Genomic DNA, 18,027 nt, shown 5'->3' with positions numbered 1-18,027 from the left:
TATTTGAAAATTCTTTTTTGACTAATAATGCAATAAAAAGTGTCTTACTTTGATACTTATTAGGTATATCTGCAATTTTGCTCAGTCGCAAGGGATTTTTGTAAAGTTCGCGTTTTAACCCAATAGCAATAAGGCTTAGAGGGGATATAATCAAGCTAAATATAGTGTTTTTTTTCACTATTAAAAGCTTTTTTTAATTATTTTTATAAGTCTTCACTATGAAATACTACGAAATCAACTTTGATGGCCTAGTTGGGCCAAGCCATAATTATGCAGGTTTATCGCTAGGTAATCTAGCCTCAAAAAACAATGCTAACTTAACATCGACACCAAAAGCCGCTGCTTTACAGGGGTTAGAAAAAATGCGTACCTTGATTAAATTAGGTCTTAAGCAAGGTGTTTTACCGCCTTTAGCCCGACCTAATTTAACAACATTGCAGCAACTTGGTTTTAATGGTGATATCGAGCAAATGTTAAAAGCAGCGTACGAGCATGAGCCCGCGTTACTTGCTTCAGCGTATTCTGCATCCAATATGTGGGTTGCTAATGCAGCGACGGTTTCTGCAAGCCCAGATACCCAGGATAACAAAGTAAACTTTACTCCTGCTAATTTAGTCAGCCAATTTCATCGTTCTATTGAAGCGGTGCAGACACAGCGAAACTTAAAGCATATTTTCAATAATACGCATTTTTTCCACCATCATGACCCACTACCCGCTCATCAGCATTTTGCTGATGAAGGTGCCGCAAACCATACTCGACTTACACCTGAGTATGGTAAAGCTGGTTTGAGTCTGTTTGTATATGGCCAGTCGATAAAAGAGCCAGAAAATGCACCTAAAAAATTCCCAGCTAGACAAACTCTTGAGGCTTGTCAGGCGATTGCACGAGCACACCAATTAACGGCTGAACAAACGGTATATATCAAACAAAACCCAGATGTCATTGATGCAGGGGTGTTTCATAACGATGTGATTGCTGTCGGTAATTTAAACGTACTTTTTTATCATCAAGATGCATTTGAAGATACAAAAGCCGTGCAAACGGAGTTAAATGAAAAGTGGGCAAAAATAAGTGACAAACCACTTTATTTTGTTGAAGTGCCAAGAGAGCAAGTTTCCGTATCGGATGCTGTAAAATCGTATTTGTTTAATACCCAACTAATCGCTTTAAACGATAACGAAATGGCTTTAATCGCGCCAACAGAATGCCAACAAACACTTGCGGTACATGACTATTTAACCGAACTTGTTAATTTGGATAACCCTATAGCCAAAGTTGTATATCAAGATGTTAAGCAAAGTATGCGAAACGGTGGTGGACCAGCTTGTTTAAGGCTACGCGTTTGCTTAAACGAAGCCGAACTTGCTGCGGTTAACCCCAACTTTGTATTAGATGAAGCAAAAATAGATGCACTTAAAGTGATTGTTGAGCAACATTATCCAGAAACTCTCGATTTAGCATCATTGGCAAACGTTGATACGTATCAGCAAATACAAAAAGCCAATCAAGCACTTGCTGAATTTTTTGAGATAAATGAAGAGTTTTAGCAAATAATCACTTCACACTAGATATAAAAAAGGCCATCAAATGATGGCCTTTTTTAGTTTAGCTAATTTGATACAAAATTACCTGTCATCCGTAATAGTTAACATACCAATGTTGGTTTCTGTACCCGCTTCCGTAGTGATTTTAATGCTGAGCTGACCGCTAAATTTTTCGTTACCCTCTCCCGCTTTTTCTTCAGTAAGTAGAATCGAGAATGGGTCACCGTAAGAGTATTCTTGCTCTGTGGCACCTTCCAATAAACCATTACTGCTAGAGACAGATATTCTCGTTTTATCAGGCATTGGATTATGGTTTTCATCAACAATGAAAATATCGAGAACAACAGAAGGCGTTGTTACTAAATTAACAGACGTGATTATCTGGCCAGTATTACTATTCACTATGACTGGATTGGCTGGCGTACCTGATGATATTGGTCGAGATATAGTACCACCAATGTGTTTAAGCGACCTACTACATATACCAAGTAGCTCATTACGTTCAGAACACGTTATGCCATTGAATAAGCCATCTGCCTTATCAAAAGTGCCATTTTGGTTGTAATCGAGTGAATACTCAAACTGACCACCAGGGCTTTGACATACGGCATCTGATTCGGCACCTTCAGAAGGGCTACCATCGGCTTTTCTGCCACAGAAAAAACCATCCATATTGTAATCAATGAATAATTCATCACGATCACCAAAGGCTTCACCTTCATCAAAATAACCATTGCCATTTGCATCGATAAAAGTTTCTTCACCGACAGCGTAGGCCAATATACTTGTGTGTGCTGATTTACCATAAGCAGGGTCTATCATGTCAAATAATTCACCATTATTTACGCAAATAGTAGTACCTACCTGTCTCTCTCCAGCATCAATGATTAAGTTTCGGTTAAAATCACAAAAACCGTTTGCTAAACCACTGGCATAAACAGGTGATGCACTTCTCCAATTGAGCGAACAAGCACCATTTTCTGTTATACAGCTTGGTTCAATTTGTCCGGATGATGTAACAAAACTAACTGCAGTACCATCAGGTACCGGGTTGTTGTAACGATCAGATAAATATACGGTAACTGGATTTTCAACACCTGCTATACCCCAGGCTTCTACTGCAAAAAACTCAGTTGCTGTTGTAAAGCTATTTTGATCAGGGATACCAGAAGATACTGTTAACTGATCAGATACAGCGCGCACTCTCAGTGAAGATTCTGTACTATCAACACAACTGCCATTTGGTTTCGCTAAGCTTGCAACAACTCGAACAGGTGTTGCTACGTGACCCGATTTAACAATCGCTTTTACCATACCGTCGTTGGTAGTGGTTACAGGGCCATCTTCTAATGTGTTTGGGAAAATCTCAATACCACCAACATCCGTTGATAATTCAAAACATATCTCCGCACTATTAGCAGGGTTTGAATTTGCATCAAGTACCCTAAAGCTGACTTCAGCTACTTCTGCTTGACCTGAACTTGGGAAAGAAATAATTCGAGCTTCATTGTCTCCATTTATACTAATTCCTTCATATTGAATCGATGTAGTAGGGACATCTTCCATTTGAATTTCGACAGAAGCTGTTAATGTTGTCCCTGCAATCGCAGTCGCAGTAATGTTGTCAATCTCACAACCGTTAGCAGCATAAGTAGCAGTGGCAATACCGTTAAAAGTAGTCGCTTGTGTGTCTATTGTCGCGGTTGGGTTAGTTCCTGAAGCACAAGCAGATGTAAAGTTAATAGTTACTGGTGTTGAATATGGCTGACCAGTTGACTCATCAATAATGGCAACTGTGATTAATGCAGTAGAGCCTACGGCTAAACGCTCATTTGGCGCTAAACCAGTAAGAATACTCAAGCCAATATTAGCCGCACCAATTTGGAATGTTTGCGTAACATCGGTGCCATTTGCACCTAATGAGATAACACCTGCGCCATCATCTTGGCCTGCAAATACAGAAATTAGCGCTCGACCTTGTTCATTCGTTAAAACACGGCCGTTGCTCGGTGTGATGTTACCGTTATCAGTTGATGCCGTGACGAGAATATTTTCAATTGGGTCTTGACCATTTGAACCTTCACGAGAGACGATAACTTCTAATGTGCCTGGTCGAGTTAGCGTGACATTATTCGTACGAGTACAAGTTAGTAAGTTACTCGAGTCAGCATTAGCATCATTACAATCATATAGCCTAGTATTGATATCAACCGGCTCTTCGCCGCCAAAATCATCACCTTCGGTTGCATAGTGGACATTAGCTTGTACATCACCAAAGTTGGCAAAAGCTTGTGTTGCACCTTTAGTGTCACCCGCTTCAAGCTGAACAATTGCTTGACCATCTTCGTTTGTTAATGCGGTACCTGTTGCAGGGAAAATAACACCTAAGCTAGAGCTAAACTCTATCACTCGGTAAGGAACAGGTTGGTTATTGTCATCTAATAATGTAGCGACTAAAGTACCAGGTACATCATCAGATACGTTGTAAAGGCTAGTAACACCGTCTACTTCTAATAATTGTAGTGAGAGCGTGTAATTTGAGCTACCGGCGACATCATCTAGATCATCACCCAAAGACTCAAAGTTAATTGTTGTATTGGTATCATTGTAAGTGGCAGTAAAAGAACCAGCACCAGCTTGTGTCCCTGCTCGGACAGTGACTTTGGCTGTACCATCTGATTTAGTTAAAATTTTGCCATTTCCAACTTGTAATACACCCAAGTCTGATGAAACAGAAATTAACTGACCAGCCACAGGTGTGCCTGATTGCGTTAGCGTAACGTTAAAAATACCAGGTTCAGTTGAAGATACTTGAGTAATGACATTACCTTCAGCATCAGTCAGGTTGGCAGTTAAAGCGTATGTTGATTGAGTATCTGTACTCGTTTCAGTTCCTGAATTAGAACCACCACCTGTTAAGCCACTGCTCGAACCTTCAATACCGCCACCGCCACCACAGGCAACTAACGTCAGTGAAAGGAATGATGCCAACCACGTAAGGCGCATTTTTGGCATAGTTAACTCCATATTTATTTTAGACTTGTTATATATCTATATTTATTATTATTAAACCCTATACTTTATTCTTTAAGATATGAAAATCAATCTATAATTAACTCTTTTTTGTAACTGCCGCCAAAGTGCGGTGCGACTTTAGGTAATTTATGTTCAAATTTGACACCTCTAACCTAACCGTTCGAATTTTTCTCGGCATGCTTGCTGGTATCGGTTTAGGCTTAATTTTCAGACAATTTGTATCTGAAACAGAAGACTTTTTAATTCCTCTAGGCATTATTGATATTTCGATAAAAGGCTTTTTTGTTGATGGAATTTTACATGCAGGCGGTCAAATCTTTATCAACTCACTTAAAATGTTGGTCGTGCCATTAGTATTTGTATCCATAGTATGTGGTACCTGTTCGCTAACAGACCCAAAGAAGCTAGGAAGATTGGGTGGTAAAAGTGTAGGTCTTTATATTTTAACTACTGCGCTTGCTATCACGCTAGCGTTAACACTTGCACTAATCTTCAAGCCAGGTGAAGGGATTGAACAGGTCAGCAGTGGTAACTTCAACGCCAAAGAAGCCCCTTCATTGGTGCAAATTTTCATTGATATGTTCCCGACTAACCCAATCGAAGCGATGGCAAAAGGCAATATGCTTCAAATTATTGTCTTCGCCGTTTTATTCGGGATCGCAACCGCTTTAATTGGTCCTAAAGGAAAACGTATTGCGGCCCAGTTCGAAGATTTGAATAATGTCATTATGCGCATAGTGACTATCTTAATGAACTTAGCACCGTACGGTGTGTTCTGTTTAATGGCCAAGTTGTTTACTTATATCGATATGAATGCAATTGGCGCATTACTGAAATATTTCATGCTCGTTGTTGTTGCATTGTTACTTCACGGTTTTATTACTTACAGCCTCTTTTTAAAATTTCTAACAGGACTGAGCCCTGTTATCTTTTTTACCAAGATGCGAGAAGCTGCCATGTTTGCCTTCGGTACAGCAAGCAGTAGTGCCACGATCCCAGTATCACTAGAGACAGCAACGCATAAATTAGGCGCAAGAAATTCAACAGCTTCATTTACCATACCGCTTGGCAGTACCATAAACATGGATGGAACCGCTATCATGCAGGGTGTAGCAACGGTTTTTATCGCTCAGTTTTTTGCCGTTGATCTAACGCTTAATGACTACCTAATGGTTGTCTTTACTGCGACACTTGCATCTATTGGAACGGCAGGTGTTCCAGGAGTTGGACTGATCATGCTCGCAATGGTACTGACTCAAGTTAATCTACCGGTAGAGGGGATCGCACTTATTATTGGTGTTGACAGATTACTCGATATGCTTAGAACCGCGTTGAACGTCAGTGGTGATTGTATGGTGACCTGTGTTGTTGCAAAATCTGAAGGCGAGCTTGATGAAACAGTATTTAATGACATGCATGCAGGACTAAAAGATGAAGAAGTGCATTTTCCTCAAAAAGGCTAAATAAGCACTTCAAGACATAAAAAAACCAGTCAATGACTGGTTTTTTTATGTCTTCGCAATATGAAGTATTATGACTAATCGATATCTTCAGCCATTAATTCAGCAACAGGTGTAAAGATTTTATCCATTAGCGCTTTGCTAACAGGCTCTAAGTTAGCATTGTTGACTTGAATAAATGTATTCGTTTCAGAATCCCGAATCACTTCAACAACGTAATCACCCGGTTCAATTTCAAGATCGGCTGCATCATCATCACCAAACAAGCTTGCCCAAAGACCAGTATCCGGCTCATTAATACGCATATAAATACGACCTTCAATCTTGTTCAAGTCGGTAATGAGTACGTTCAGTTCTGTAAGCGCATCAAGGACTCTCAACCAACTGTGAGCAAACTTAGCATCAACAGCAAACTGGTGAATGTCATTACTCGTGATGATTTGCGAAAGTTGTACACCTTGAGAATATTCAACACGACGCTGCTCTGCTGCCAAACGTAATTTGTAATCATAGTGACCCACTACGCTGTTTAGCATATCTGTGCCTAAACCAACTTCTTCGTCTAAATCGAGTGCATCTAAACTATTTAAACCTTCTGCACGGCGCTCTAAAAAGCTAACAGACAGAGAACCTGTTCGGCCATGAGGTTTCATATCAAGTTGAAAAGAAAAGCGGCGACTCTCGACTGTCGTCGATGACTCCCAAAGCCACCAGCCAGTGACTAAATCATGCGGAACCCAGCTCGTCTCAACATAACCACTTTCTTTGTCTAATTTTACAAATTCGACATTGTGCTCGGCAAAGTAGGATTCGATAGCTTTCCAGATAGTCGCTTCTAAATCAGCAATATCTTCAGTTTGTTCAAACCAAATTACCGTTTTTGGGTTTTTCTCATCAACACTCGTGCCCGGTGAGATGGGTAGTAATAATCGAGGTGGTAAAACAGAAACATTTTCCGCAAGTTTACCTTCAAGCGTTTGTGCAGGTATATCATAAACGTCATTATGATTTGGCAGAGTTTGCCCATCTGCAACAACGATAGTTTTGACACTTGTTGCCTCTTTGTGTTTAAAACCATCTTCTGCTTTTCTTGGTGCAGAGCTGCATGCGCTTAATAAAAGCCCAGTGGCTACGGCAATTGCTATTTGAGAATGCTTCAAGTGTTTACTCCACTATATTAATTCTAATTCTTTTAGTGCTTGTTCAATTTGAACTTGAGCTTCATTTTCTGGTTCTACAAGTGGTAAGCGATATACACATTCAGGTAAAATTCCCATTCTGTATAATGCCCACTTTACAGGTACAGGATTAGATTCGACAAACATAGCCTGATGAAGTGCCGTTAAAGATGCATTAATTTTTTCAGCCTCTTCAAACTGACCGGCTTCAGCTAAGTTACAAATACGCGCCATTTGTGCAGGTACAACGTTGTTTGTTACTGAGATAACACCGTGTCCACCAAGCTTCAAAAACTCAAGCCCTGTCTCATCATCACCGCTGTACAATAAAAACTCATCATCAACAAGCGCTTGGATCGCTTTTAAACGCTTTAAGTCACCTGTTGCTTCTTTTATCCCAATAATATTTGGATGGCTCGCCAACGTTGCAACAGTCTCAGGTAACATGTCAACAGCAGTACGGCCAGGCACGTTATATAGAATCTGTGGTACTTCAGAGCTTTCTGCAATTGCTTTGTAATGAGCAATTAACCCTTTTTGTGATGGTTTGTTGTAATAAGGCGTGACGTTCAAAAATGCATCAACACCCAATGGTGCAATTTTCTGAGTCAATTCAACCGCTTCTGCAGTTGAGTTCGCACCATTACCGGCAATCACTTTGACTTTGCCCTGCGCACTTCTAACGACAGTTTCAATAACTTTTATATGCTCATCAACAGGTAAAGTGGCTGATTCACCTGTCGTACCAACCGCAACAATACCATGTGTACCAGCAGCAACATGGAATTCGACTAATTTCTCTAGTGTCGGATAGTCTACACTGCCCGAAGTTGTCATTGGCGTGACCAATGCAACAATACTTCCTCGGATCATTTATGGCTCCCCTAAAATCAAGCGCATTATACTAATGGTCAAGCTCAATAAAGACAAGAATTGTGGTCATAACAAAGGCGTAAAATATTAATTATTTGTGATACACTTGTCGAATCGTTCATTTTTCAACAAATATCTTGGTTTTATGGGTCAACAACTTGTAGTTACATCCATCGGCACCAATCGCCGTGGTATGGTAAATCAGATCACTCAACTAGCTGCTGGTAATGAATTAAATATTCTATACAGCCGCATGGCTATTATGGGCCAAGAATTTACGTATGTAATGTTAGTTGAAGGCAGTGCAATGCGAATCAGTCGCTTTGAAAGCGCATTCATTCAACTGTCAACTCAATTAGAGCTGATGAGTGTTGTAAAACGCACAAGCAATCACAGAAAACAGGAGATCGAAAAGCACGCTGGCTACGTTAAATGTCACACCGAAGACAAAACGGGTTCGCTTGCGATCATCACAGATTTTTTCTCTGAACAGGGCCTGAGCTTAGCCAATCTTAGATGTGAAGGTTCAACCGAAGAAAGTGGCGAAAGCAAAGGGCAAGCTGAATTGAGCTTCTTCAAACCAGAAGATTTTGATGCCCAGTCTTTTTCGAGTGCACTTGATGAGTTGATGCAAGCCCACAATATAAATTACGAATTAGCGCTTTAAGGAATAATATGAACACGTTAAAAGCAGGTGATATCGCCCCTCTTTTCTCCCTAAAAAATCAAAATGATGAAACTATTAACTTAGCTGACTTTGTAGGAAACAAACAAGTACTAGTTTACTTTTACCCGAAAGCTTCAACGCCAGGATGTACTGTACAGGCATGTGGCTTGCGAGATTCTAAACAAGAACTTGCCGATCACAATACTGTTGTTTTTGGTATTAGCCCAGATCCGGTAAAACGATTAACGAACTTCATCAACAAGCAAGAGCTAAACTTTGATTTACTTTCTGATGAAGACCACGCTGTTGCCGACGCTTTTGGGGTTTGGGGTTTGAAAAAGTTTATGGGTAAAGAGTACGATGGCATACATCGAATCAGTTTTTTAGTCGGTCTGGACGGTAAAATCAGTCATGTTTTTGATAAGTTCAAAACAAAAGATCATCACGAAGTTGTATTAAAGCATCTTTCTGAAAACAGCTAACTCACTCGTTTAAAACAAATAAAAAAAGCGGCTATGCCGCTTTTTTTTATGCCTCTTGTTCGGTATCCATATTTGGCCAAGCATTTAAAATAGCTTTGATTAATGTGGCTAGAGGTATCGCAAAAAATATGCCCCAAAAGCCCCAAAGCCCACCGAAAAATAAAACGGCAATGATAATAACAACAGGGTGGAGATTCACCGCTTGCGAAAACAGTAAAGGTACGATCACATTACCATCTATAGCTTGAATAATGCCGTAAGCGATCATCACATACCAAAACTCAGCGGATATACCAAATTGAAAAAGCGCGACAACAGCAACGGGGATCGTCACCACTGCAGCACCAATATACGGAATTAAAACAGAAAGACCAACGGCAACACCAAGTAATACGGCATACCTTAAATCAAGTAATAAAAAGACAATTACACTGGCAATACCCACGATGAGGATCTCAATAACTTTACCTTGTATATAGTTGCCAATCTGACCGTTCATTTCATGCCAAACCTTGACTGCTAACTTTCTTTGATTAGGTAAAAACCTCACAATACCCGCAACCAGTTCAGATTTATCTTTGAGCATAAAAAAGACCATTAACGGAACTAACACCAAATAAATTAACAACGCCATCAAAGTAACTAATGATTCAAATGATGCAGTAATTAAACTTTGGCTGGCACTTATTATCTTGTCACTCACGCCTTCTATAACATGAGTCACCTGCTCTGCACTAACGAGGGTTGGATATTCTTCAGGAATAGTTAAAAGCGCGTCTTGTGCCTGCGCAAGTATTTGTGGCGATTCATTTATTAAATGGCTGGCTTGTTGCCATATTAGCGGAACTAGGCCCACAAACATCATGATGGTTAGCCATAAAAAGAGAATCAGTACCCCAACTACAGCAAATGTTCGACGACAGCCCAATTGGCAAAGTTTACTTACTGGCCATTCCAGCAAATAAGCAATAACAATGGCAACAAAAACGGGCGCAAGTATATCGCCGACAAAAAAAGCAATGGCAAAAGACAGTAATATAATTAAAGCTAATGTCACCGCATCAGGGTCAGAAAATCGGTTTTGATACCAACTTTTTATAATTTCAAACACCTAACATTCCTTAAACTTGATCATAATTGAAACAACGTGATTATTAATTTTGTTGCATTGCACAAGATAGCCTTTCTTTTCAGCCCACGCTGGAATATCCTTAACAGAAGCGTTATCGGCAACCAGCAATTCAATTGTGTCGCACAGCTCGCACTTTTTGAGCAATAACTTAAGCTTCAATAAAGGCATAGGACATTTTAATGATGTCGCATCCAGAAAGTGTTGCATGTTGATTTACTTTAGTGAGTTCAACCGAGTTGGAACTATTATTTGTTTTAGTTGTCCAGTATCTAGAATTTCACTTAGAGGATCAAGATGTCATCGAGCTCTATCAATCGCCCAATATTACCTGAAAATCCTAAATTAAAGGATATTAACCGCTATAAAAAGCAGTTAAATTGGGGGGAGATGCCAGCTTTTTATCACCTCATTGCATCCTCTGTTAGCGAAGTTGAAAACCTCAATTCCATGGGGTTTGATAATGCATTAAAACGCATTTTAGACAAACACAACTGGAACTTGGATCTACTCGACGGCTACATCGATGGAGATAACAATGTCCATACTAATAAAAAGCCACGTATTGCCTTATATCAACTTTTTACGGATCGCGGTTTTGAAATACATTGCTTTCCTTATGCTAAAGATAAAGAAATCGACCAATTTATTAAAAACCATCGATTAGTGGAGTTTAACGTTTGGGACCCGATGACAATGAAACTATTATGTCGCGTGAATCAGCTCCATAAGTTTATTACGTTTACCTGCACTCAAGGCGACAAAGGTGATATAGCGCTCATAGAGTACACAATTGAGCTGGTAGAAGACCTAATAGGTTATCTCAAAACACAAGTCGACATAGTTAAAGTTGATGGGGTCAGCATTCGTCAGTATTATCAAGAGCAACAGAAAAGGCTCGATGATGACGACCTGCAAGGCCTAGTTATCAACGGCTTACAAACACCTAGCCAAGACTAGATATTTTTTTCAGTTATTAATTTTTAAATCGGACCATTTTTTGAAAACCCTAATAAAAGCAATCAGCCTAGTGTTCGGCTTAACTGTATCTGTGGCTGCGGCAAGCTCAATATCAGCAAAAAATGATTTACCAGAAATTGGCACAGCTGCTGCTAGTGTTCTTAGCCTAGAAAAAGAAAGGCTAATGGGCAATGTCATTCGAAGACAATTGCAAGGTTCAGCGCCTATTATTCAAGACCCTATTGTAGATGAATATATAAATGATTTGGGCAATCGACTCCTTGCTAAATCAGATAACGTTAAATTTAATTTTGATTTCAGTGTCATCAATGCCAACAGTATCAATGCTTTTGCAACATTTGGCGGTACTGTAGTTATTCATAATCAAACGATGTTTGAGGCGCAAACTGAAAGTGAATTAGCTTCTGTTGTTGCGCACGAAATTGCACACGTGACACAAAGGCATATAGCCAGGCGCACAGAAAAAATGCAGCAAGTAACACCGCTTAGTACTGCTGCAATGATAGGTGCAATCGTTGCCACGATTGTTAACCCAACAGTAGGTAGTGCAGCCCTTATGTCAACTGTCGCAGGACAGCAACAGTTACAACTAAACTACACCAGACATAACGAAAAAGAAGCCGATCGCATCGGCCTTGATACTTTGACCGCAGCAGGTTTTGATCCCAAAGGTGCTGAAACGTTTTTTGGCCGAATGGCTGAAAAAACGCGTTATAGCTCGAAATTACCTCCCATGCTTTATTCTCACCCTTTGCCAGAATCTCGTATGGCTGACATTAAAAGTCGCGTCGATACCCTGCCTCATAGAATGTACCCAGAAAGCTTAGATTTTCAATTAGTGAAAATTCGTTTAGCAGTTAGGTATCGCCAAGATGCTGACTATCATATTGAAAAATTGACCGAGCGATTAAAGCATGCCAGTGACTATGAAACGGTTTATTTAAATTACGGCTTAGCTTTAGCTTATTTAGAAAATAAAAAGTATCGTCAGGCTGAAGAGATATTATCGCAATTGAGATCCTTGGATAGCGATAACCTCTATTTCATTGATGCGCTAACTGATACTTACATTGGCTTAAAAGCGTTTGATAAAGCCGATAAAATGCTTTTGGATATGGCGGCAAAACAACCTAATAATCAGGTCATCGTTTTAAATCACGCCAACATGTTAATCATGCAAAAAGATTATAAACGTGCGATTGATATGCTAAAAGATTTTACCCTTTATGATAAAGGAAACCACTTAGCATGGCTTTTACTAACAGATGCTTATAAAGGCGCCGAAATGTCTAGCCATTACCATCAAACAAAAGCTGAAGTATATGCCCAAAAATTGGCTTTCCCTCAAGCGATTGATGAACTGCATACAGCACATAACAAAACACCAAAAAACCACCTTGCAGATAAAAAGCGTATTTCTGCAAGAATCAAACAGCTTCGAGAAGAAGAAGCAATGATAAAGAGCTTATAATCATGACAGTTGAAATTTATCACAATCCACGTTGCTCTAAGAGCCGTCAAACCTTGGCATTACTTGAAGAAAAAGGCATTACTCCTGTAATCATACAATACCTTAAAGATGTACCTTCAAGTGACGAGTTAAAAGCTTTACTCGTAAAACTTGGTTTCAATTCTGCACGCGAATTGATGCGTACTAAAGAGGCTGATTACAAAGACAATAATTTAAAGCTCGAACAAGACGAAGATAAGTTAATTTCAGCTATGATTAATTTCCCTAAATTAATTGAACGCCCTATCGTCGTAAACGGTGAAAAAGCAGCACTAGGAAGACCTCCAGAGCAAGTACTTGAGATTTTGTAATGGCAAAAGTCCTTGTCCTTTATTACTCAACTAATGGGTCAACAAAGGCGCTAGCTGAACATATCGCTTCCGGCGTTGAATTAGCAGGCGCGGAAGCTATCGTCAGAACGGTGCCTAAAGTGTCAACCGAAGTTGAGGCCATTAGTGCCGCCATACCCAATACTGGAGATTTATACGCATCTAAACAAGACATAACTGATTGTGATGGGTTAATTTTGGGCAGTCCAACACGATTTGGCAACATGGCTGCACCGCTAAAATACTTTATAGATAGTTGGAGTGATATATGGCTAAAAGGCGCTTTGGTCAATAAACCCGCGGCTGTTTTTACATCATCTTCATCTTTACACGGCGGACAAGAAACAACTTTACTAACGATGATGCTGCCTTTGCTGCATCATGGTATGATCATCTCTGGACTACCTTATACAGAAGCTGAACTGCACGATACTACCACTGGCGGTAGCCCTTATGGCGCGAGCCATGTTGACTTTAAAGGGCAATCGTTAAGTTCAGATGAAATAGCTTTAGCTCGAGCGCTTGGGAAACGTATCGCAAGTTTATCTATACGCTTAGCTTAGTAACATTTAGAAAAGATCATGACCGAGCAAAAAAAAGACTTTGACGTCGATAAGCAATTAATCAAAATTCAGCAAGCAAAAAGAATTGCCCTAACCGGCTACTGGGGACTTTTTATATTAGTGCCAATGTGGCATCTAGTCTTAGCACCTCATGAGGCTATATCTAGCGCCTTTTTACTAACACTTTGGTGGTTACCTTTATTTTTCCCTATGAAAGGTTTAATACAAGGAAAACCTTATACCTATGCTTGGGTTAATTTTTTAACTATGTTTTACTTTTTACATAGCTTAACCATGATTTATGCCGAGCCTGATGAGCGATATTTAGCTATTATTGAATTAGTTTTGGCTAGCCTGTTCTTCTACGGTGCTTGTTATTATGCCCGTTGGCAAGGTCAATACATGGGGTTAGGGTTAAAAAAATTAAATAAGAAGTAAAAGAACCGCTTAAGATGCTCGACTTAAGCGGCTTTGACAATTCATCTGTTCTAGCGCCGAACGGCTCGAGTATCGATTAAATTTAAATTGGCAAGACTTGATACCTTCTTCACTGTTTTTCCGTGATTCTGAATTTGCGGTATCATCTGTCTTTGAAGTTTCTGTAGTTTGCCCAGTATTTTTCTCTGGGAACGTGGCCGTTACTTTTTTATCAACGTCAATTGACTGACTACAACCAATAGACAAAAAGGCAGTCAAAACGAATACTAATCTTTTCATCAACTTAAATTACACCTTATTTGGCTGGGTTATTTATATTGTAGCCAAAAAACTCCACGCATTAATAAAAATGTAATAAATATAGTGTAAGCAATAGTGTGATTGTTAAGCTCTGTTAAATGCTAGATGTTGTTTAACACCAGGCCATTCATTTTTAATAATGCTATAAACGATTGAATCACGAATACGTCCATCTCTCATTACCATATGGTTTCTGATAACTCCCTCTTCTTTTGCACCTAGTTTCAGTATTGCACGACGAGATCTGTGGTTAAGAAAGTCAGTCAAAAACTCAATTCTATTGAGGTCTAATTGTTCGAATGCATAAGTTAACATAAGCCTCTTCATTTCAATATTTATTCCAGATCCTTGGCTAGAGGGGCTAATAAATGTAAAACCTATCTCCGCTCTTTTATGTGCTAAATCAGCACGGAATAATCGTGTTGAGCCAATAATCCTCATCTGCGATTTATCAAAAATGGTGAAAGCTATACCAGTGTTACTGCTTAGCAGCTTTTCAGCATCATTAACAAAATGATTGAGTTGATTGGGGCTGGGAACAAATGTAAAAAAGAGCTTATCGAGCTTTCCTTCGTTTATCACTTGTTCTAAGCCACTGATGTGACAATGAGCAACGGGCTCTAATCTGACTCGGTCATTTTCTAGAATAATTGGAGAAAACATAATGTACTCCTACTCCCTTTATCAATCGATTTATTTACTGGGCTATGTATTTTTATCACAAAATAAAAAAAGCCTTATCGAATATTCAATAAGGCTTTTTTAAGGTCGTTTTTTAACAATTAGAGCGATTGATTGAGTGCGTCGACTTCTTGTTGCTCTTTATTAGACAGATTACGCAGACCAGAAAGCACTTTTTTAGCTTCACCTTTTCTTTCCAATTGAATAAGAATCTTGGCTTTGTTGATGACTATTTCATTATGCTCGGGCATTTTACGTGCCGCCTGTTCAGCATAGCCTAACGCTTTATCTACCTTACCATTTTTAGCAAGTGCTTGAGCATAAGTATCTAAAACGGCAGGATTCTGAGGAAGTAGCTCAAAAGCTTGTTGAGCATATTCAAGCGCTTTTTCATACTGTTTAGACTGTAAAGTTAGATAAGCTAAGTTGTTTAACGCAACAACGTTGTTTTTATCTTTTACTAATAACTGCTCATAACTCTTAATTGCTTCTGATGTATTACCTTTTGCCAGATAATACTCTGATAACAATGTGCTGACTAAAGGAACATCTTGAACTTTTTTATGTGCCTCTAGAATAGAAATTGCTGAATCAACATCACCAGATTGGAAAGTTGCTCTGGCATAATTCGCAACGTTTATTGGCGTTTTTTCTAAACCGTAAGCCTTTTGATAATAACCTTTAGCCGATTCATACTGTGCTTTGGTTAAAGCAATATTGCCCATAGTTTTGAACAAGACAGGATGATTGGCCGTTGATTCATTGGCTTGAAAAACCTTTAGTTCTCTTTCAGAGACATGGTCTTGTTTTAAAGAACGGAAATATGCGTGATAGAGATCTAAACCGCTATTATCACTTTTCTTTTGCGCACGCTCTAAGGTTGAAATAGCGTCCGCGTATAACCCTTTAAATTCATATAAAGGTAAAAGTTGCGTCAATGCAGCAAAATTATTGGGCTCTTTAATAAGGAGTTTCTCAAAAACTTGAATAGCTTGTTGCTCTTGCCCTAGACGAATATTAACCACCCCCTGTAAAAGCTCAGCCCCTTTTACACCTTTGTCAACGAGTTCTCTTAGCGGGGCTTGAGCTTCAGCATAATACTGATGGGTAATATAAAAACTTGCTTGTGCTTGTGTTTTTAGCGTTTGTGCTTTTTCAGATAAATTAACAACTTCTTTTTCAAGATATGCACGTACATTTGGAGCAAGTTTTTTATCTTGCTTAGCTACACGAAGTAATAGCTTATAACTGGCTTGATGCTCTGGTTGTTTAGTTAAAATTAATTCAACATTATTTTTCGCATCATTAAACTGCTGTTGCTCAAAGTAATATTGAGCCATTTGATAAAGTGCAGCGATATTTTGCTTATCTGTGGCTAAAACCTGCTGTAATTTAGATTTAGCACTTTCATATTGGCCTTTATCACTATCCATAGCACTTAGTAATAGCAAAGCACGGTTTTTCAAATCAATATCATCACTATCAAGCCAAGGCTTGGTAATTTCGATCACTTTTTCGTAATCGCCATTAGCCAAGTATGTCGCAGCAAGAACTTGCTCAGCTTTTGAAGAATCGGTTGACAATGAAACGGCTTTTTCAATTGATGCAATACCCGCATCAGTTTGATCGAGCTTTAATTGCAATAAGCCTTGCTTGACCAAATCATTCGGTTGAGCCGTGCCTTTATCAATGGATGACTGTAACAGCTCACTTGCTTTTTGTTCATCGCCTCGCTCTAACAAAGCATTACTCGCTGCAATCAACATATTGGTATCAACTAAACCCTCAGCATCTAGAGCATTCAGTGTTTTTAACGCGTCATCTTGATAACCCAATTTGAATTGCAAATCGATGAGCAATTTATGAACCGGATGTTCTGGAGCTAACTTGCCTTTGAATACTTCTAAATGACTGTAAGCTTGTTCAAATTGTTCAAGGTTATATGCACTCACCCCAGCAACCATATAATTAATGGCCGTTTTAAATTGAGCTTGTAACGACTTCTCAGCACGTTCTTTAGACTCTTTGAAATCTTTTTCTTCAAAAGCTAACTGCCCTAACATTTGGTTTACGAGACCATTATCAGGGGAAATAGATTCAAGTTGTTTAAGTAACGGTTTAGCCTTGTCAAATCGGGCATCAGCGATGAAAGCTGATGCTAACCTCAACTGAAAATATGTATGTAGTGGAAATAGCTCCGTCAAACGGGTGTATGCTGCAACAGCTAGTTCAGATTTTCCTGCTTGACTGCCTAACTGACCTTTGATTAGTAACGATTCAAAGTTATCAGACTCTGATGCCAAGGCAGCTTCAATTGAGGCGATAGCTTGGTCGGTTTGTTTCTTATTTAATGCTATGAAAGCTGAAGCTAGCTTGGCTATATAGTCAATATGTGTAGTTTCTAAATCTGAAAACAGCGTTATTGCATTTTCAACGTTGCCTTCTTTGATTTCAGATAAGGCTAAGTAGTACTTTAAAACAGGTAATGGCTTTATTTTAACTGTGTCTTCAAGCTTTACTAAGTTGTTATTAAAATAGTAACTACGGGCAAGGAGTTTGTATGTATTATCGTTCTCGTGGCCCAACTTTATAGCTCTTTCTAGCTCTTTTTCTGCCGAGTTAAAGTCAGCCTTTACAAAATAAATCTCACCTAGTAAAGCCCTTGCAGGAGCATTTTCTGGCTCTTGAATAATTGCATTTTTTAGTTCGATCGTTGCAGCGTTATAATCACTTTCTTTAACAAATTGTTGAGCATCAGCGTAATGCTGTTCAAATGATTTTTGACCACAACCTGCCAAGGCAATACATAAACCTATAGTTATCGCAGTGTGTTTGAGCGCTTTCATCAGTTAG

General features: G+C 39.2%; 17 protein-coding genes. 9 read left to right on the top strand and 8 right to left on the bottom strand.

What is annotated here, in order from left to right; all coding sequences use genetic code 11:
- Nucleotides 1–218: 218 nt before the first annotated feature.
- Entirely contained in the window at nt 219–1,550 is a 1,332-nt protein-coding gene (astB, locus tag HR060_RS03795) for an N-succinylarginine dihydrolase (protein ID WP_174198949.1), read from the top strand.
- A gap of 78 nt (nt 1,551–1,628) precedes the next feature.
- Here astB and HR060_RS03790 read toward each other — a convergent pair whose 3' ends face one another.
- The gene (locus HR060_RS03790) at nt 1,629–4,562 is read right to left on the bottom strand and encodes an Ig-like domain-containing protein (RefSeq protein ID WP_174198948.1); all 2,934 of its coding nucleotides are present in this window, start codon (nt 4,560–4,562) and stop codon (nt 1,629–1,631) included.
- Nucleotides 4,563–4,711: 149 nt separating this feature from the next.
- Between HR060_RS03790 and HR060_RS03785 the strand changes: the two genes are divergently transcribed.
- Entirely contained in the window at nt 4,712–6,046 is a 1,335-nt protein-coding gene (locus HR060_RS03785; RefSeq protein ID WP_174198947.1) for a dicarboxylate/amino acid:cation symporter, read from the top strand.
- Nucleotides 6,047–6,120: 74 nt separating this feature from the next.
- Here the strand turns inward: HR060_RS03785 and bamC are convergent, their stop codons facing one another.
- Complete coding sequence (gene bamC / locus HR060_RS03780) at nt 6,121–7,203, bottom strand: outer membrane protein assembly factor BamC (protein ID WP_174198946.1); 1,083 nt, start codon at nt 7,201–7,203, stop codon at nt 6,121–6,123.
- 12 nt (nt 7,204–7,215) lie between these two features.
- Nucleotides 7,216–8,094 (bottom strand): 4-hydroxy-tetrahydrodipicolinate synthase, encoded by an 879-nt coding sequence (dapA, locus tag HR060_RS03775; RefSeq protein WP_174198945.1) that lies wholly within the window; start codon nt 8,092–8,094, stop codon nt 7,216–7,218.
- 145 nt (nt 8,095–8,239) lie between these two features.
- Between dapA and HR060_RS03770 the strand changes: the two genes are divergently transcribed.
- Complete coding sequence (locus HR060_RS03770) at nt 8,240–8,761, top strand: glycine cleavage system transcriptional repressor (protein ID WP_174198944.1); 522 nt, start codon at nt 8,240–8,242, stop codon at nt 8,759–8,761.
- Nucleotides 8,762–8,769: 8 nt separating this feature from the next.
- Nucleotides 8,770–9,243, top strand: coding sequence for a thioredoxin-dependent thiol peroxidase (gene bcp, locus HR060_RS03765; protein ID WP_174198943.1), 474 nt, complete (start codon nt 8,770–8,772; stop codon nt 9,241–9,243).
- Between the two features lie 46 nt (nt 9,244–9,289).
- On the opposite strand, the gene HR060_RS03760 is transcribed toward bcp, so the two are convergent.
- Both HR060_RS03760 and HR060_RS19845 read right to left on the bottom strand, forming a co-directional pair.
- Entirely contained in the window at nt 9,290–10,354 is a 1,065-nt protein-coding gene (locus HR060_RS03760; RefSeq protein ID WP_174198942.1) for an AI-2E family transporter, read from the bottom strand.
- Nucleotides 10,355–10,582: a sulfurtransferase TusA family protein gene (locus tag HR060_RS19845; protein WP_174198941.1), complete on the bottom strand. Its 228-nt coding sequence runs from the start codon at nt 10,580–10,582 to the stop codon at nt 10,355–10,357.
- Between the two features lie 87 nt (nt 10,583–10,669).
- On the opposite strand from HR060_RS19845, the gene HR060_RS03750 reads away from it, so the two are divergent.
- Genes HR060_RS03750 through HR060_RS03730 form a run of 5 tightly spaced genes read left to right on the top strand, consistent with a single transcriptional unit; the run spans nt 10,670 to nt 14,193 of the window.
- Nucleotides 10,670–11,332, top strand: a complete 663-nt coding sequence (locus HR060_RS03750) for a hypothetical protein (RefSeq protein ID WP_174198940.1) — start codon at nt 10,670–10,672, stop codon at nt 11,330–11,332.
- Between the two features lie 40 nt (nt 11,333–11,372).
- Nucleotides 11,373–12,824: a M48 family metalloprotease gene (locus tag HR060_RS03745; protein WP_174198939.1), complete on the top strand. Its 1,452-nt coding sequence runs from the start codon at nt 11,373–11,375 to the stop codon at nt 12,822–12,824.
- Between the two features lie 2 nt (nt 12,825–12,826).
- The gene (arsC, locus tag HR060_RS03740; protein WP_174198938.1) at nt 12,827–13,174 is read left to right on the top strand and encodes an arsenate reductase (glutaredoxin); all 348 of its coding nucleotides are present in this window, start codon (nt 12,827–12,829) and stop codon (nt 13,172–13,174) included.
- On the top strand, nt 13,174–13,755 hold the full coding sequence (gene wrbA / locus HR060_RS03735) for an NAD(P)H:quinone oxidoreductase (protein ID WP_174198937.1): 582 nt from the start codon (nt 13,174–13,176) through the stop codon (nt 13,753–13,755). Before arsC ends, wrbA begins: the two co-directional genes overlap by 1 nt.
- Nucleotides 13,756–13,773: 18 nt before the next feature.
- Complete coding sequence (locus HR060_RS03730) at nt 13,774–14,193, top strand: DUF2069 domain-containing protein (RefSeq protein ID WP_174198936.1); 420 nt, start codon at nt 13,774–13,776, stop codon at nt 14,191–14,193.
- Nucleotides 14,194–14,202: 9 nt separating this feature from the next.
- On the opposite strand, the gene HR060_RS03725 is transcribed toward HR060_RS03730, so the two are convergent.
- The 3 genes from HR060_RS03725 to prsT all read right to left on the bottom strand — a co-directional run bounded on the left by HR060_RS03725 (nt 14,203) and on the right by prsT (nt 18,020).
- On the bottom strand, nt 14,203–14,472 hold the full coding sequence (locus HR060_RS03725) for a hypothetical protein (protein WP_174198935.1): 270 nt from the start codon (nt 14,470–14,472) through the stop codon (nt 14,203–14,205).
- 105 nt (nt 14,473–14,577) lie between these two features.
- Entirely contained in the window at nt 14,578–15,156 is a 579-nt protein-coding gene (locus HR060_RS03720; RefSeq protein WP_217434860.1) for a GNAT family N-acetyltransferase, read from the bottom strand.
- A gap of 119 nt (nt 15,157–15,275) precedes the next feature.
- Nucleotides 15,276–18,020 carry an XrtA/PEP-CTERM system TPR-repeat protein PrsT gene (gene prsT / locus HR060_RS03715; RefSeq protein WP_174198934.1) on the bottom strand — a complete coding sequence of 915 codons (2,745 nt, stop codon included), beginning with the start codon at nt 18,018–18,020 and terminating at the stop codon, nt 15,276–15,278.
- Nucleotides 18,021–18,027 lie beyond the last annotated feature (7 nt).

It is taken from the genome of Marinifaba aquimaris (assembly GCF_013328345.1).
Lineage (GTDB): Bacteria > Pseudomonadota > Gammaproteobacteria > Enterobacterales > Alteromonadaceae > Marinifaba > Marinifaba aquimaris.
The sequence above is the reverse complement of the archived record's forward strand: the minus strand, read 5'-3'. Positions and strand labels throughout refer to the sequence as shown.

What these genes read in the sequence shown, in the direction of transcription:
- astB (WP_174198949.1), top strand. Translation starts at nt 219, where the DNA reads ATGAAATACTACGAAATCAACTTTGATGGCCTAGTTGGGCCAAGCCAT.
- HR060_RS03790 (WP_174198948.1), bottom strand. Translation starts at nt 4,562, where the DNA reads ATGCCAAAAATGCGCCTTACGTGGTTGGCATCATTCCTTTCACTGACG.
- HR060_RS03785 (WP_174198947.1), top strand. Translation starts at nt 4,712, where the DNA reads ATGTTCAAATTTGACACCTCTAACCTAACCGTTCGAATTTTTCTCGGC.
- dapA (WP_174198945.1), bottom strand. Translation starts at nt 8,094, where the DNA reads ATGATCCGAGGAAGTATTGTTGCATTGGTCACGCCAATGACAACTTCG.
- HR060_RS03770 (WP_174198944.1), top strand. Translation starts at nt 8,240, where the DNA reads ATGGGTCAACAACTTGTAGTTACATCCATCGGCACCAATCGCCGTGGT.
- bcp (WP_174198943.1), top strand. Translation starts at nt 8,770, where the DNA reads ATGAACACGTTAAAAGCAGGTGATATCGCCCCTCTTTTCTCCCTAAAA.
- HR060_RS19845 (WP_174198941.1), bottom strand. Translation starts at nt 10,582, where the DNA reads ATGCAACACTTTCTGGATGCGACATCATTAAAATGTCCTATGCCTTTA.
- HR060_RS03750 (WP_174198940.1), top strand. Translation starts at nt 10,670, where the DNA reads ATGTCATCGAGCTCTATCAATCGCCCAATATTACCTGAAAATCCTAAA.
- arsC (WP_174198938.1), top strand. Translation starts at nt 12,827, where the DNA reads ATGACAGTTGAAATTTATCACAATCCACGTTGCTCTAAGAGCCGTCAA.
- wrbA (WP_174198937.1), top strand. Translation starts at nt 13,174, where the DNA reads ATGGCAAAAGTCCTTGTCCTTTATTACTCAACTAATGGGTCAACAAAG.
- HR060_RS03730 (WP_174198936.1), top strand. Translation starts at nt 13,774, where the DNA reads ATGACCGAGCAAAAAAAAGACTTTGACGTCGATAAGCAATTAATCAAA.
- HR060_RS03725 (WP_174198935.1), bottom strand. Translation starts at nt 14,472, where the DNA reads ATGAAAAGATTAGTATTCGTTTTGACTGCCTTTTTGTCTATTGGTTGT.
- HR060_RS03720 (WP_217434860.1), bottom strand. Translation starts at nt 15,156, where the DNA reads ATGTTTTCTCCAATTATTCTAGAAAATGACCGAGTCAGATTAGAGCCC.
- prsT (WP_174198934.1), bottom strand. Translation starts at nt 18,020, where the DNA reads ATGAAAGCGCTCAAACACACTGCGATAACTATAGGTTTATGTATTGCC.